Source organism: Nonomuraea sp. NPDC049637, assembly GCF_040675235.1.
Lineage (GTDB): Bacteria > Actinomycetota > Actinomycetes > Streptosporangiales > Streptosporangiaceae > Nonomuraea.
In genome coordinates this window covers 135,889-150,777 of the sequence record NZ_JBFAOM010000012.1, presented here as the reverse complement: position 1 = coordinate 150,777, position 14,889 = coordinate 135,889, and the positions used below count along the sequence as shown (strand labels likewise).

At 72.4% G+C, this 14,889-nt stretch carries 13 protein-coding genes; 9 read left to right on the top strand and 4 right to left on the bottom strand.

Annotated features, from left to right (window positions below; genetic code table 11):
* Positions 1-22: 22 nt before the first annotated feature.
* A complete protein-coding gene (locus AB0J71_RS19015; protein WP_352318723.1) occupies positions 23-1,009 on the top strand; it encodes a pyridoxal-phosphate dependent enzyme in 987 nt (328 codons plus the stop codon).
* Here the strand turns inward: AB0J71_RS19015 and AB0J71_RS19010 are convergent.
* Positions 984-1,697: an alpha/beta fold hydrolase gene (locus AB0J71_RS19010; RefSeq protein WP_352318725.1), complete on the bottom strand. Its 714-nt coding sequence runs from the start codon at positions 1,695-1,697 to the stop codon at positions 984-986. The genes AB0J71_RS19015 and AB0J71_RS19010 overlap by 26 nt on opposite strands.
* A gap of 50 nt (positions 1,698-1,747) precedes the next feature.
* On the opposite strand from AB0J71_RS19010, the gene AB0J71_RS19005 reads away from it, so the two are divergent.
* From AB0J71_RS19005 to AB0J71_RS18990, 4 genes are all read left to right on the top strand, one after another.
* Positions 1,748-2,746 carry a LacI family DNA-binding transcriptional regulator gene (locus AB0J71_RS19005; protein ID WP_352318727.1) on the top strand — a complete coding sequence of 333 codons (999 nt, stop codon included), beginning with the start codon at positions 1,748-1,750 and terminating at the stop codon, positions 2,744-2,746.
* A 117-nt stretch (positions 2,747-2,863) separates the two neighbouring features.
* Positions 2,864-4,105 carry an MFS transporter gene (locus AB0J71_RS19000; RefSeq protein ID WP_364415198.1) on the top strand — a complete coding sequence of 414 codons (1,242 nt, stop codon included), beginning with the start codon at positions 2,864-2,866 and terminating at the stop codon, positions 4,103-4,105.
* Positions 4,106-4,115: 10 nt separating this feature from the next.
* On the top strand, positions 4,116-5,606 hold the full coding sequence (locus AB0J71_RS18995) for a DUF885 family protein (protein WP_364415196.1): 1,491 nt from the start codon (positions 4,116-4,118) through the stop codon (positions 5,604-5,606).
* A gap of 39 nt (positions 5,607-5,645) precedes the next feature.
* Positions 5,646-6,530: an SDR family NAD(P)-dependent oxidoreductase gene (locus tag AB0J71_RS18990; protein WP_364415194.1), complete on the top strand. Its 885-nt coding sequence runs from the start codon at positions 5,646-5,648 to the stop codon at positions 6,528-6,530.
* Here the strand turns inward: AB0J71_RS18990 and AB0J71_RS18985 are convergent.
* Positions 6,475-7,428, bottom strand: coding sequence for a hypothetical protein (locus AB0J71_RS18985; protein ID WP_364415192.1), 954 nt, complete (start codon positions 7,426-7,428; stop codon positions 6,475-6,477). The two genes, AB0J71_RS18990 and AB0J71_RS18985, sit on opposite strands and share 56 nt — an antisense overlap.
* Positions 7,429-7,525: 97 nt before the next feature.
* Here AB0J71_RS18985 and guaA point away from each other — a divergent pair, with 97 nt between their 5' ends.
* The 4 genes from guaA (at position 7,526) to AB0J71_RS18965 (ending at position 12,620) form a co-directional block, all read left to right on the top strand.
* Entirely contained in the window at positions 7,526-9,073 is a 1,548-nt protein-coding gene (gene guaA, locus AB0J71_RS18980) for a glutamine-hydrolyzing GMP synthase (RefSeq protein WP_352318736.1), read from the top strand.
* 288 nt (positions 9,074-9,361) lie between these two features.
* Positions 9,362-10,540 (top strand): fused response regulator/phosphatase, encoded by a 1,179-nt coding sequence (locus tag AB0J71_RS18975; protein ID WP_352318738.1) that lies wholly within the window; start codon positions 9,362-9,364, stop codon positions 10,538-10,540.
* Positions 10,537-12,159: a CHASE3 domain-containing protein gene (locus AB0J71_RS18970; protein ID WP_352318740.1), complete on the top strand. Its 1,623-nt coding sequence runs from the start codon at positions 10,537-10,539 to the stop codon at positions 12,157-12,159. Before AB0J71_RS18975 ends, AB0J71_RS18970 begins: the two co-directional genes overlap by 4 nt.
* The gene (locus AB0J71_RS18965; protein ID WP_352318742.1) at positions 12,156-12,620 is read left to right on the top strand and encodes a response regulator; all 465 of its coding nucleotides are present in this window, start codon (positions 12,156-12,158) and stop codon (positions 12,618-12,620) included. The genes AB0J71_RS18970 and AB0J71_RS18965 overlap by 4 nt, the downstream gene beginning before the upstream one ends.
* Here AB0J71_RS18965 and AB0J71_RS18960 read toward each other — a convergent pair.
* Entirely contained in the window at positions 12,617-14,092 is a 1,476-nt protein-coding gene (locus AB0J71_RS18960; RefSeq protein ID WP_364415190.1) for a hypothetical protein, read from the bottom strand. The genes AB0J71_RS18965 and AB0J71_RS18960 overlap by 4 nt on opposite strands.
* Positions 14,093-14,180: 88 nt before the next feature.
* Positions 14,181-14,855 (bottom strand): polysaccharide deacetylase family protein, encoded by a 675-nt coding sequence (locus AB0J71_RS18955; RefSeq protein ID WP_364415188.1) that lies wholly within the window; start codon positions 14,853-14,855, stop codon positions 14,181-14,183.
* Positions 14,856-14,889 lie beyond the last annotated feature (34 nt).

Sequence of the window (14,889 nt, the reverse complement as noted above, 5' to 3'; positions counted from 1 at the left end):
CCCGTCCTGACATGGTGGTCCGGTGAGCTGGAGCACGCGCGCGCTCGACGCGCTCGACGCGCTGGCCGCCGGGCCGCCGACCAGGCTGATCGACTTCCCCGTCCGGGTCCCTGGCGTGCGCCTGCTGCTGAAGGACGAGTCCGGCCACCCCACGGGCAGCCTGCGGCACCGGCACGCCAGGGCGCTGTTCCGGCGGGCCGTGCTCGACGGCTCGATCACCGAGGGCACCACCGTGGTCGAGGCCGCCGGCGGCAACGCGGCGGTCGCGCAGGCGTGGTTCGCCCGGCGGCTCGGCCTGCCCTACGTCGTGATCATGCCGGGCGCGCCCGACCCGGCGCGGGCCCGCCCGGTCGAGGCGCTGGGCGGCGAGTGCAGGTTCGTGACGCCGCCCCTGGCCATCTACGACGCGGCCCAGGAGGCGGCCAGGGCGGTCGGGGGCCACTACCTCGACCAGTTCGGCCGGGCCACGCCGCACGACCTGGCCGAAGAGCTGTTCGCCCAGGTCCGTCCCGACTGGGTGGTGACCGGCGCCGCCACCGGCGCCACCTCGGCCACGCTCGGCGCCGCGGCCGGGGAGCACGGCTGCCGGGTGGCGGTCGCCGATCCCGACAACTCCGCCTACTTCCCGGGCTGGACCCTCGACGTGCCCGACTACGCCACCGGCATGCCCTCGCGGATCGAGGGCATCGGCCGTCCGCGCGTGGAGCCCGGGTTCCGGCCGGAGCTGGTCGATCTGGTGGTGCCGGTGCCCGACGCGGCCGGCGTGGCGGCGGCCAGGCACCTCAGGGAGGTCACCGGGCTGCCGGTGGGCGGCTCGTCCGGCACCGCGCTGTGGGCCGCGCTCGAACTGGCCGGGCGCATGCGGGCCAGGGGCGAGCGCGGCACGATCGTCTCGCTGGTGGGCGACGCGGCCGAGCGGCACCTGGCGACGTACCACGACGACGCCTGGGCCGCCGGCAAGGGCCTCGACGTCGCCGGCCGCCTCACCGAGCTGCGGCAGCGGGTCTGATCCAGCCTTCCAGCCCCGCCAGGAAGTCCTCGAACAGGTGGCGGTGGATCGTGTGCTCGGCCCCCGTGACCACGCGCACCTCGAATCCCTTGCCCCGCAACTCCTCCTGGAACGCCGGCGGCACCAGGAAACTCGGGTCGGCCACCTGCACCAGCGACGGCACGACGGGAGCGGGCGTGAAGTCCATGCCCGACGCCTCGACGAGCGACAGCGCCGACCCGCGGTCCCAGCGCGCGAGCATCTCGACCTCGACCGCCACCTCCTCGGCCGAGAAGCCGGGGTGCAGGGCGGCGATCAGCTCGCCGGTCTCGTCGGTGAAGCCGGCCATCGACTCCAGGGCGCCGCTCTCCAGCGTCGGCAGACGGAAGGCCGGATCGGAGTAGATCGCCCGTCCGGGCATGAGCCGTTCGACGGCGAGGCCGAGCGTGAGGCCGCCCAGGGAGTGCCCGATGGCCAGCTCGGGGCGCGCGGGCACCGACTCCGCCAGCGACGAGGCGAACAGCTCGGGCGGGTAGGCGTCGGCGCGAGGGCTCTCGCCGTGGCCGGGGAGATCGACGGCGATGACCCGGTAGCCGCGCGCGGCCAGCTCGGGGCCCACCCGCCACCAGCATCGCGAGTCGGCCATGATGCCGTGGACGAGGACGGCCACGCGGTCGCCCGAACCCCATTCACGAGTGTGCAGCTTCATGCGGCAGCCTCTCCTGATTATACGTATAAGCAGTTGATACCATCCACCCCGTGAACACGACAAGGGGGGACCGCCCGCCGACCAGCGTCGACGTGGCCAGGGCCGCGGGAGTCTCACAGGCCACGGTCTCCTACGTGCTCACCGACAACCCCCACGCCCGGGTGAGCGAGGAGACCCGCAGGCGGGTCCGCGACGCCGCCGCCCGGCTCGGCTACGTCCCCGACGCGGCCGCCCGCGCGCTGCGTACGGGCCGCAGCGACATCGTGCTCATGCCGCTGTCGCGGGCCAGGACGGGCCGGCTGGCGCAGCAGGTGTCCGAAGAGCTGGAGGAGGAGCTCAGGGCCCGCGGCTACACCCTCGTCCAGTACGGCGAGCGCACCCTCAGGGGCGTGGCGGCGGCCAGGAGCTGGCTCGCCCTGCGGCCCTCGGCCGTCCTCGTCGAGGCCGCGCGGCTGACCAGGCCCGCCGTGGACCTGCTGCACGCCTCGGGCGTCCGGGCCGTCGTCGGCCTGTCCGACCAGCCCTCGCCGCTGGTGCCGGCCATGGTGTTCGACCACCGGGCCCTCGGCGCCGTGGCCGCCCGCCACCTGGTCGCACGGGGGAGCAGGCGGCTGGCGGCCGTCGTGCCCCGGGAGGAGGGCATCGACGCCATGGGGCGGGCCCGGCTGGCGGGGGTGCGGGAGGTCGTCCCCGGGGCCGCGCGCATCGACCTGGCCTTCTCCGAGGAGGAGGCGGGCCGGATCGTCCGCGCGGGCGACCTGCCCGACGGCGTGTTCGCCTACAACGACGAGTACGCGATGCTGCTGATCAGCGCGTTGCAGGACGCCGGTCTGCGGGTCCCCGGCGACGTCGCCGTGGTCGGCGCCGACGACCTGCCGATCTGCACGCTCATGCGGCCCCGGCTGACCACCGTGCACTTCGACGCCACCGCGAGCCCGGCCGATCTGGCGGGCGAGATCGACGGGATCGTCCGCGGCGTGCGGCCGTCCGCGGCGGGCGAGGTCGTCGCCCGGTTCGAGCCCCGGCTGGTGGTCCGGTCCAGCGCCTGAGGCCGTCGTCGGGCGCGTAACGAGTTGGACGCGCGCCTTGTCAGCCCTTCCCGCGCGACCTACAGTCCAGAGCAATCGTCGGTGATACGTATCATCACTGCTCGGAAAGGTCCCCCCATGGCTGAAGTTCTGAGCGGCGCGCACCGGGACACCCGGCGCCTAGGGCCGCTCTACCTGACGCTTCCGCTGGCCAACGTCGCCGTCATGTTCCTGTGGCTGAGTGTGGGCGCGTTCGTCCTGCCCGTTCACGTGCAGCGCATCACCGGCGTCAACGACGTGGCCGCGCTCGGCCTGGCCAACTCGATCGGCCCGCTCATGGCCACCCTTGCCAACCCGGTCTTCGGCCAGATCTCCGACCGGACCAGGTCGCGCTTCGGCCGCCGTTCGCCGTGGATACTCGGCTGCGTCCTGCTCGGCGTGCTCGCCCTGTTCGCGCAGGCCAACGCGGGCAGCGTGCTCATGCTCGGCGTCAGCTGGGCGGCCGTGCAGACCATCATGAACGGCTACCAGGCCGCCATGACCGCGATCCTGCCCGACCGGGTCCCGCCGAGCCGGTACGGCACCTACTCCGGCCTGTTCGGGCTCGGCACGCCGCTGGCCACGATCGCGGCGGCGATCATGTTCATCGTGTTCCCGCAGCTGGCCGCCGGCGGGGCGTACTACGTGACGATGGCGCTGCTGCTGGTCGCGGCGGTGCTGGTCGTCGTCGCGACGCCGGACACGTCCTCGGCGGGGACGGCGCGCGAGCCGTTCGGGCTGGGCGCGTTCCTGGCCGGCTTCCTGCGGCCGCTGAAGACCCCGGACTTCGCCTGGGCCTTCGTGTCGCGTTTCGGCGTCATGCTCGGATATTTCGTCATCTTTACCTTCAACCTCTTCCTCCTTGAGGACTTCATCAAGATCCCCAGGGGCGAGGTGGTCGCCACGATGGGCCTGCTGATGCTCATCGGCCAGGCCGCCACGCTGCTCGCGGTGCTCGTGATCGGCCCGATCTCCGACCGCCTCGGCCGCTTCCGGCTGTTCGCGCTCGTCGCCGGGCTGTCCTCGGCGGTGTTCCTGGGCATCCCGCTGGCGATGCCGACGTTCGGGGGCATGATCGTCTACAACGTCGCGCACGGCATCGCGTTCGGCGTCTACCTGGCCGTGGACATGGCCCTGGTGACGAAGGTGCTGCCGGACCCCGCCGACGCGGGCAAGGACATGGGCGTCATCAACATCGCCAACGCCGGGCCGCAGATCCTGGCGCCCGCCCTCGCCGCCGTCGTGGTGGGGACGGGCGGCTACCCGGCGCTGTTCGTCGTGGGCATTGTGATCTCGCTGGTCGGCTCCGTCGGGGTCCTCAGGATCAGGGGTGTGCGCTAGCGTCGGCGGCATGACGGAACTTGACCCCAGATTGCGTGCGATCACCGATTTGATGGTGTCCGAGGCGCGCGAAGGGGGCGGCAGGCACGAGTACGACGGCCAGATCCAGGACCTGTCGCCCGAGGGCGTGCGGGACGGCCTGACGCGCCTCGGCAAGGGCGACGCGCCGGCCGACCCGCACGACGCCGAGCACCTGGAGATCTTCGAGGAGGCCATGCGCACCCAGTTCGGCGAGCTGGAGCTGCACCGCAAGAACCCCCTGATCCACCTGTCCAACCTCGACCTGGCCTGCTACGACCGCGATTACGGCCCCGAGGCCGAGCGCGCCGCCGCCAGGGCGGCCCACCTCGCGCAGTGGCCCGCCGCCGTGGACGCCGCGATCGCTTCGCTGGACCAGGTCGCGGCCCCGGTCGCCGCGTCCCTGCTGGGCGCGGTCAAGGGCCTGGCCGCGGGCATCACCGACGAGGCCGCGATCGAGGCCCACGGCAGGCTCGTGGCGCACGTGGCGCGCGCCGCCGCCGAGGGCGACCCCGACGCCGCGCTCGGCGGCGCGGCCCTGGTCAAGCTCATGAGCAGCGCCGAGGGCCTGCCGGTCGACCTGGGCAGGCTGGCCGAGCGCGCCGACGCCGAACGCGACCGGCTCATGGGCCTGCTGGCCGAGTCCTGCGCCAGGCTCGGACGTACCGAGCGGCCCCTCGACGTCGTGCGCGAGCTGGTCAAGGACCACCCCGACGCCGACGGCGTGATCGAGGCGGCCAGGATCGGCACCGAACGGGCCATCGCCTTCACCCGCGAGAAGGACCTCGTGCCCTACCACGACGGCGAGTGCCTGGTCGGGCTGGCGCCGGAGTCGCGCCGCTGGGCCATGGCCATGATGGCGTGGAACTCGCCGGGCGAGCCCGAGGGGCCGTCCTGGTACCACATCACGCCGCCGGACGCGTCCTGGAGCGAGCAGGACCAGGAGGAGTGGCTGGAGGTCTTCAGCGCCACCACGCTGCCCGCGATCAACGTGCACGAGGTGGCCCCCGGCCACTTCTCGCACAGCCGCGCGCTCCGCCGGGCCCCCTCCGACGTGCGGCGGCTGCTGCAGTCGATGGCCTTCGTCGAGGGCTGGGCCCACTACGCCGAGGAGCTGTGCGTCGAGGAGGGCTACGCGCCCGACGACCCGCGCTTCGAGATCGGCGTCTGGGTGGAGGCGCTGATCCGGGTCACCCGGCTGGCCTGCGCGATCGGCGTGCACACCGGTCAGATGACGGTCGAGGAGGGCGCGCGGCGCTTCGAGTCCGACACCCACCTGGCCGGTCCGGCCGCGCTGTCGGAGGCCCGCCGCGCCTCCTTCGACCCGACGTACGGCCGCTACACCTGGGGCAAGCTGCTCATCCTCGACCTGCGCGAGCAGGCGCGCACGCAGTGGGGATCGGGCTTCACGCTCCAGCGCTTCCACAAGGCGCTGTTCGACCTCGGCTCGCCGCCCCTGGGCCTGATCGGCGCGATCCTGTAGCGTCGGGGTAGCCGAGCGAGCGCTAGGGAGGTTCAGGCGGTGCGTGAACTGTCCGGCAGGGTCGCGGTGGTGACGGGCGCGGCCAGCGGCATCGGCAGGGCCCTGGCCGTCCGGTTCGCCGCCGAGGGCATGGCGTTGATGCTGGCCGACGTCGATCCCGGCGGGCTGGCCGAGACGGCCGCGCTCGCGCGGAAGGCGTCCGCCGGGCCGGGTGAGGTGCTCACGCAGGTCACCGACGTCTCGGACGCGGCGGCCGTGCAGCACCTGGCCGACCGGAGCTTCGGCGAGCTGGGCGCGGTGGACGTGCTGTGCAACAACGCCGGCGTCTATCAGGGCGGCCGCCTGTGGACCAGGACCGCCGAGGACTTCGCCTGGCTGCTCGGCGTGAACCTGTGGGGCGTGCTGCACGGCGTGCGCGCGTTCGTGCCGCGCATGATGGCACAGGACACCGAGGGGCACGTCGTCAACACCGTGTCCGTGGCCGGGCTGCTCGCCGCGCCCGGCGCGGGCGGTTACGCGCTCACCAAGTACGCCGCGCTGGCCGCCTCGCAGTCGCTGGCCCAGGACCTCGCCGCCGTGGGTTCCAAGCTGCGCGTGACCGCGCTGTGCCCCGGCGCGGTCAGGACGCGGATCGACGACTCGGCCCGGTCCCGCCCGGCCGGCCTGGTCACCACCCCGACGGACGACGAACGGGCCGCCCGCGAGGCCGTCGGGGCGGCCTTGGCGCGCGGCGTCGAGCCCGCCGAGATCGCCGCCCTGGTCGTGCGGGCCATCCACGAGGAACGGTTCCTCGTGCTGACCCACCCCGAGTTCGCCGACCGGCTGCGCAGGCAGACCGAGCTGCTGCTGGCCGGCGAACTGCCCGGCGCTACCAGCGGCGCTCGTGGGCCAGCACGCTCACCACGCTCCCGCGCCGCGGATTGACCAGCAGCCGGACGAAGTCGCCCGGCAGCACGTCCTGGTAGACGCGCTCCTTGGCCCGGTACGCCGGCGCCCGCTCCGACGTGCCGTCGTGCACCGCCAGGTAACAGGTGCGCGAGGAGGTCAGGTCCTCGCCGTGCTCGGTCACGATCCAGCGCTTGACCACCCGCCCCTCGACCTCCTGCCGTTTGGGCGCGCCGCCGTCGCGCGTGGCGGGCTCGACCAGGACGCCGCGCCACCCGTCGCCGGTGAAGATCCACTCCTGCCGCGGGTCCACCGGAGCCGGCTCGGGCCCGGCCACCTCGCGGCCGAGCGGCGTCAGCACGAACCCGCGCCCGCCCAGCAGCAGCGCGGCCCCGGCCACGAACGCCCCCGCCGTGGCGATCCAGCCGGGCCACGACACGCCCGCCTGCGAGATGGTGACGTACCAGGGCACGGCCAGCCCGGCGGCCAGCAGCAGCGGCACGAGCATGCTCTGCCAGCGCCGCCGCGCCAGCCCCAGGTCGATGGCGCTCTGCCGGATCAGGGGCACGAACTCGGCGTCGAGGTCGCCGCTGTCCGGCATCAGGGCGACGACCGGCGCCTGCGGCGCTCCGCCCATCCGCGCCGCCACCCGGTCGAGCACCCATCGCTCGTACGGCCACACCTGCCCCTCGCCGGTCGCGGAGAGGGTGAGCCGGTCGTCCCGGATCGTCAGGAACCCGCGTCTGGCCAGCTCGAAGACCGTGGCGTGGAAGACCTCGCCGGCCCGCAGCCCGCGTAAGAGCTCGACGACGGCGGGCGGCGCCGGGGGAGCAGGGGCCGCCGGGGGCGCGGCGGCCCGGCGCGTCGTCAACCCGAACGCGGCGGCCAGCGCGGCGAACCACAGGGCCCACGCCGAGGCCGGCCAGACAAGATCCACCGTTCTGTGTTAGCACGAGTGACGGTGTGAGGCCAGGCGTAATACCCGAGGCCGATACAATGAAGGCACCGCATTTCGCCTTTGGGGGGTTCTCACGGTGTCTGAATTCGACACAGTGCTGGTGGTCGACTTCGGCGCACAGTACGCGCAGCTCATCGCCAGGCGGGTGCGCGAGTGCCACGTCTACTCCGAGATCGTGCCGTCGTCGATGTCCGTCGAGGAGATGATGGCCAAGAAGCCGAAGGCGATCATCCTGTCCGGCGGCCCGTCGTCGGTCTACGCCGAGGGCGCGCCGCCCGTGCCGCACGGCCTGTTCTCGACCGGTGTGCCCACGTTCGGCATCTGTTACGGCTTCCAGGCCATGGCCCAGGCGCTGGGCGGCGAGGTCGCCCGCACGGGCGTCGCCGAATACGGCGGCACCGCGCTGGAGGTGCTAAACGAGGGCGTCATCTTCCAGGGGCTGCCCGCCGCGCAGACCGTCTGGATGTCCCACGGCGACAGCGTGGCCGCGGCCCCCGAGGGCTTCGCGGTCACCGCCTCCACGAGCGAGACGCCGGTCGCCGCCTTCGAGCACCCCGAGCGCGGCCTGTACGGCGTGCAGTTCCACCCCGAGGTGCTCCACTCCGAGCACGGTCAGGCCGTGCTCAAGCACTTCCTCGACGCGGCCGGCTGCCGTCCGTCGTGGACCATGCTCAACATCGTCGAGGACTCCGTCGAGGCCGTGCGCCGGCAGGTCGGCGACGGCCGGGCCATCTGCGCGCTGTCGGGCGGCGTCGACTCCGCGGTGGCCGCGGCGATCGTCCAGCGGGCCATCGGCGACCGGCTGACCTGCGTCTTCGTCGACCACGGGCTGCTGCGCAAGGGCGAGGCCGAGCAGGTCGAGCGCGACTTCGTGGCCGTCACGGGCGTCAAGCTGCGCGTCGTCGACGCCGCCGACCGCTTCCTGAAGGCGCTGGAGGGCGTCACCGACCCGGAGGAGAAGCGGAAGATCATCGGCCGCGAGTTCATCCGCGTCTTCGAGGACGAGCAGCGCGCCATCATGGCCGACGGCCCGGTCGACTTCCTGGTCCAGGGCACCCTCTACCCCGACGTCGTCGAGTCCGGCGGCGGCACGGGCACCGCCAACATCAAGTCCCACCACAACGTCGGCGGCCTGCCGGAAGACCTCCAGTTCAAGCTGGTCGAGCCGCTGCGCGCGCTGTTCAAGGACGAGGTCCGCAGGGCCGGCGAAGAGCTCGGCCTGCCGCCCGCCATGGTCTGGCGGCAGCCGTTCCCGGGCCCCGGCCTCGGCATCCGCATCGTCGGCGAAGTCACCCGCGACCGCCTGGCGCTGCTGCGCGAGGCCGACGCCATCGCCCGCGAAGAGCTCTCCCGCGCCGGCCTCGACCGGCAGATCTGGCAGTGCCCGGTGGTGCTGCTGGCCGACGTGCGCTCGGTGGGCGTGCAGGGCGACGGCCGCACCTACGGCCACCCGGTCGTGCTCCGGCCGGTGACGTCCGAGGACGCGATGACGGCCGACTGGGCCCGGGTGCCCTACGACGTCCTGTCGCGCATCTCCACTCGCATCACCAACGAGGTGCGTGAGGTCAACCGGGTGGTGGTCGACGTCACGAGCAAGCCCCCGGGCACCATCGAGTGGGAATAGCGCCGTGTGCGAACGGCCCGGACCGGTTGACGGTTCCGGGCCGTTCGCATGTCCGGCCATGAGCGGTTAAGGCAGGTCAGGGCGTTGGTTATGGTGGAAGGAGGTCGATTCGCCAGACCCCCTCGACCCCGGCCCGTTACGATTGCTCAGCTCATGGACGCATACCGCAAAGTTTCTTGGGAAAAGTGTGTGCGTTTGGGCCACTTCTTGGCCGTAGTGGGCAGTGGGGCACCTGAGGCGTCGATTCGTTAGAGCTCGGTGCCGGTGACGAAGGGTGCAATTGCCAACATGGCCCATGCGAGTGAGGATGTCCGGCAGCCGTTGGTGTTGCTCGTGGAGGACGATCCGCAGGATGCGCTGATCGTCCAGGAGCTGCTGGAGGACAGCGGCCTTGCCGTCCGGCTGGAGTGGGCGCGTTCGGTGGACGAGGCCCGCAGGGCGCTGGCCCGCCTGCGTCCCCAGTGCGTGCTGCTCGACCTCGGCCTGCCCGACGCCTACGAGTTCTCCGCGCTGTCGTCGGTGCTGGAGGAGGCCGGGGACGCCGCGGTCGTCGTGCTGACCGGCCTGGCCGAGGAGAGCGCGGGCCTCGCCGCGGTGACCGCCGGAGCCCAGGACTACCTGGTCAAAGGCCGGGTCGAGGCCGAATGGCTGGGCCGCACGCTGCGCTACGCCATGCAGCGCAAGCAGGCCGAGCAGGCGGCCGTGGCGCTGCACACCGCACGTGTGCGCGCCAAGGAGAACGCCCGCCTGGAGCGCGGCCTGCTGCCGACGCCGCTGCTGCAGGAGATGCCCCTGGAGGTCGCCTCCCGCTACCGGGCCAGCCGCGGCTCGGCCACGCTCGGCGGCGACTTCTTCGACGTGGTCGAGACCGACGACAAGGTCGTGCACGCGGTGATCGGCGACGTCTGCGGCCACGGGCCCGACGAGGCGGCGCTCGGCGTCTGCCTGCGCATCGCCTGGCGGGCGCTGGTGCTCAACGGCATGACCGGCGTCCCGCTGCTGCGCCAGCTCGAACGTATCCTGCGGGCCGAGCGGGCCGGCTCGGAGGTCTTCGTCACGATGTCCACGGTCGTCCTGGAGCCCGACCGGCACACGATGCGCGTCTGGCGCGCCGGGCATCCCGGCCTGCTGGTGCACACGGCCGACTCGGTGGTCCTCGCCGACCCGCGGCAGGGGCCCGCGCTCGGCCTGCCCATCGAGGCCGACTGGGAGGAGGACCTGCTGGAGCTGCCCGAGGGCGGCGGCGTGACGCTCTACACCGACGGCCTCTTCGAGCGCCGGCTGCCGGGCGACCCGCCGCGGTGGCTGGGCGAGGAGGGCCTGCTGGAGCTGTCCTCCCGGTGGACGGGCCTGGGCAGCGAGGAACTGCTCGACGCGATCCTCGCCGACGTCGAGGCGGCCGCCGTCCACGACGCGGCGGCCGACGACGTCGCCGTCGTGCACCTGCGCTGGAAAGACGAATCGTGAGCGAACAGGCGTCCGTGCTGGAGAGGCAGTCCGTGCAGAAGGTTTCCCGTACGCGTGGCGGCGAGCAGGGCTGGCGGCGGCTGACCGTCCACGGCTGGTTCGTGCTGATGATCGCGGCTGTTTCGGTCCTGGTGGTCACCTGCGTCGTGGTCGCCACCGTGATGCTCGACCGCACCGCGCGGCTGTCCGACCAGGTCATCCTGCGCATCTCGCCGGCCAGGATCGAAGCCGCCCAGTTGCGCAGCACGCTGATCGACCAGGAGACCGGCGTACGCGGTTTCCTGCTGACCGGCAACGAGGACTTCCTCCAGCCGTACACGGCGGGCGTGGCGGCCGAGCTGCGCAGCCGCGAACGCATCGCCACGCTCATCGGCGACCGTCCGGAGCTGGTCGGCGAGCTGAACGCGGTCAGGGACGCGGCGGCCACCTGGCGGCGCGACTACGCCGAGCCGCTCACCGCCGACAAGCGGGCCGACGGGGTCATCTCCGCCGCCCGCATCGAGGACGGCAAACACGCCTTCGACCAGATCAGGGCGCTGCTCGACCGGCAGGACGACCGGCTGGCCGACGCCCGGCAGCGCGCCCAGGACGAGCTGCGACAGGTCGAGCAGGTCCGGAACATCGCCTTCCTCGTCATGCTGATCCTGTTCCTGGCGGCCGGCGTCGCGATGGCGGTGCTGCTGCGGCGGGCGGTCGGACGGCCGCTCGACGAGCTGCGCGAGGCCGCCCGTGACATCGCCGCCGGCGACTTCGACCGGGCCATCCCCGCCAGCGGGCCGGCCGACATCCGCGAGGTCGCCCGGGACGTGGAGTCGATGCGCACGAAGATCGTCTTCGCCCTCGAGGAGTTCCGCAAGCAGCACGTCGTGCTGCGCGAGCAGGCGGCCGGCCTCGACGCCCAGGCCGAGGAGCTGCGGCGGTCGAACGCCGAGCTGGAGCAGTTCGCCTACGTCGCCTCGCACGACCTCCAGGAGCCGCTGCGCAAGATCGCCACGTTCTGCCAGCTCCTCCAGAAGCGCTACGGCGACGTGCTCGACGAGCGCGGCGTCCAGTACATCCACTTCGCCGTGGACGGCGCCACCCGCATGCAGGTCCTGATCAACGACCTGCTCACCTTCTCCCGCGTCGGCCGCCTGTACGACGACCGCAAGCCGGTCGACCTGGCGGAGTCGCTCGACAAGGCGCTGGTGGACCTGTCGGCGGTGATCGAGGAGACCGGCGCCGAGATCGAGCGGCCCGACCCGCTGCCCAACGTGATCGGCGACCCCACCATGCTCGGCATGCTCTGGCAGAACCTCGTCGGCAACGCGCTGAAGTTCCGCGCCCCCGACCGCGCCCCCCGCATCCGGATCACCTGCGAGCAGCGGGAGAACGAGTGGCTGTTCTCGGTCACCGACAACGGCATCGGCGTGGAGGCCGAGTTCGCCGATAAGATCTTCATCATCTTCCAGCGCCTGCACAGCCGGGAGGCCTACAGCGGCACCGGCATCGGCCTGGCGATGTGCAAGAAGATCGTGGAGAACCACGGCGGTACGATCTGGCTCGACACCGGCCACACCGAGGGAGCCCGGATCAGCTTCACCCTGCCCGCCGTCACCGACGAAGGAGCAACCGCATGACCGTCCAGCCCATCGAAGTGCTCCTGGTCGAGGACGATCCCGGTGACGAGCTCATCACCCGCGAGGCGTTCGAGGACAACAAGATCCGCAACAACCTCCACGTCGTGCGCGACGGCCTGGAGGCGCTCGACTTCATCTACCAGCGCGGGGCGCACGTGGGTGCGCCGCGGCCCGACCTCGTCCTGCTCGACCTCAACCTGCCCAAGTACGACGGGCGGCAGGTGCTGGAGAAGATCAAGGGCGATCCGGAGCTGCGGGCGATCCCGGTCGTCGTCCTGACCACCTCCTCGGCCGAGGAGGACATCCTGCGCAGCTACAAGCTGTTCGCCAACGCGTACGTGACCAAGCCGGTCGACCTTGAGCAGTTCATGGCCGTCATCCGGCAGATCGACGAGTTCTTCGTCACCGTGGTGCGGCTGCCGGGCCGTACCCGGCTGCCCGACGGCCAGGGCCTGGCCTAGTCGGCCTGGTCGTCCGTCCCGGTCGCCTGGCCTGGTCGTTCGGCCTGGTCGTCCGGCCCGGTCTCGGCGGCGGGCTTGGTCCCGGCGGCGGGCGGGGCCGGCCGGCGCAGTGCGCGCCGCGCCGACCGGGCCGCGGCGAGCAGCAGCCGCCCGGCGCTCGCCAGGAGCAGCGGCACCAGCAGCAGCCCGACGAAGATCGGCGCGGCCATGTACCGGAAGTCCTGGGCCGAGATGTTGGCCAGCACGGCGAGCTGCTGCCCGGCCACGACCGCCGCCACCCCGACCACGTAGCGGTTGCGCAGGGCCAGCGCCCCCAGCGCCACCGCCGCGTACGACAGGTAGGCCCACGAGGCCCCCCGCCACAACACCCAGTCCCACTGCGGGAGCAACGCCCCCGTCAGCCAGGGCTCGGCCACCTGGTTCAGCTCGGCCGACAACGGGCGGAGCGAGAACACCCCCCGCCCGGCGAAGTCCGGCACCTTGCCGGGCCCCACGTAGGTGTCGGCGGTGGGCCGCCGCGAGAACCGGTAGGTCATCCCGCCCACCACGTACGGGTCCTGGACCGGGCTCCACGCGATCGCACCCCGGCACAGGCGGGTGCCGACGATCATCCCGGGATCGTCGGCCAGCAGCCGTTCCCACAGGCCGAGCAGCTCGCCCGCGTGCGCGTCGGCGGCCGGCCAGCTGAAGTCGCGGCGCCAGATCATCAGGTTGACCGTGGCGCAGGTGCCGCCCTCCCACCACCTGCTGAGCGGCGCGACCGAGGCCATCAGCGCCTTGTCCCGCTCGGTGAACAGCTCAGGACGCTCCCTGAACGCCACCGCCACGTCGGCGAAGGCCGTGTGGTAGACGTACGTGCTGGACGGCGGCGTGATGCCGAACCGCGGGAACAGCAGGTTCGTGAGCAGCAGCGGCACGGCGGCGGCCACCGTGCCGACGAGCGCGAGCCGTACCCGCCGCGTGGCGACGACCACCAGCAGGACGACGACGGCGATGCCCACCACCAGGAAGCCGTTCGCGCGGAACAGCCCGAGCAGCGTCATGAGCACGCCGAGCCCGGCCAGGGAGACCCGCCGGCGCGCGGCCATGCGCGCGCAGACCCCCGCGATCATGATCGCGCAGATCGTGAACGGCACGTCCTTCCACAACGTGACCGTGAACGCCCCCACGGTCGGCGTCAGGGGAGCCAGCACCGCCACCAGCGTCGTGGCCCACCGCGGCGCGCCCAGCGCCCCGAGCGACCGCGCCAGGTACGTCAGCGCCCCGGCCATCGCCGTGGTCTGCGCGAACGTGACCGCCCCGAGGTCACCCGTCCTGGTGAAGCTCAGCCACAACAGCGCGTCGTAGGCCACCGAATGATCGCTCACCCAGGGCCCGACGATCGTGTGGCTGAGATAGAGCACCGAGTCGCGGCTGAACAGCCCGGGGTAGAAGGCCGCCCACCAGCAGGCGAGCACCGCCTGAATGATCAAGAAGGTGACGAGGGCGGCCCACGGCCTGGGACGTGCGGCGGCGGGGCTGACACTCTCCATGGTTCCGGCACTCAGGAGGGGGACGTGCTCAGAAGTAGCTCACTCCGGAGTCGGGCCCCTTGCCGCGTAGCAGCGTGGGGACGGTGACGAGGGTGTAGCCCTGCTTCTTGAGCTCCTTGAGGATCTCGGGCATCGCCTTGACGGTCTGCGGGACCGTGTCGTGCATGAGGATGACGCCGTCGCGCTTGGCCAGCTTGAGCACGGTCGCCTTGATCTTCCTGGCGTCGCGCAGCTTCCAGTCGAGAGTGGTGCCCGTCCACAGGATCTCGGCGAGGTCCTGCTGGTCGGCCATGCGCAGCACGCGTTCGTCGGTGTGCCCGTAGGGCGGGCGGTACATCGTCGGCCGGCGGCCCGTGGCGTCCTGGATGAGGGCCTGGGTGGTGCGCAGCTCTTCGATGATGGCGTTGTCGGCCAGCGTCGGCAGCGAGGGGTGGGAGTAGGTGTGGTCGCCGATCGCGTGCCCCTCCGCGGCCTGCTGCCGGGCCAGCGCCGGGCGGCGCTCGACCTGCTTGCCGACGAGGAAGAAGGTGGCCTTGGCCTCCTCCTTCTTGAGTGCCTTGAGCAGCGTCGCCGTGTGCTCGCTCGGGCCGTCGTCGAAGGTCAGCGCCAGGCACTTGAGCCGGGCGCAGTCGATCTTCGGGGCGGCGGCCGCGGGCGTGGCGGTCAGGGCCAGGGTGGCCGCGAGGAGGGCGTGAATCACCACACGCGACAGCCTAGAACCATCCGGGCCCGCCCGC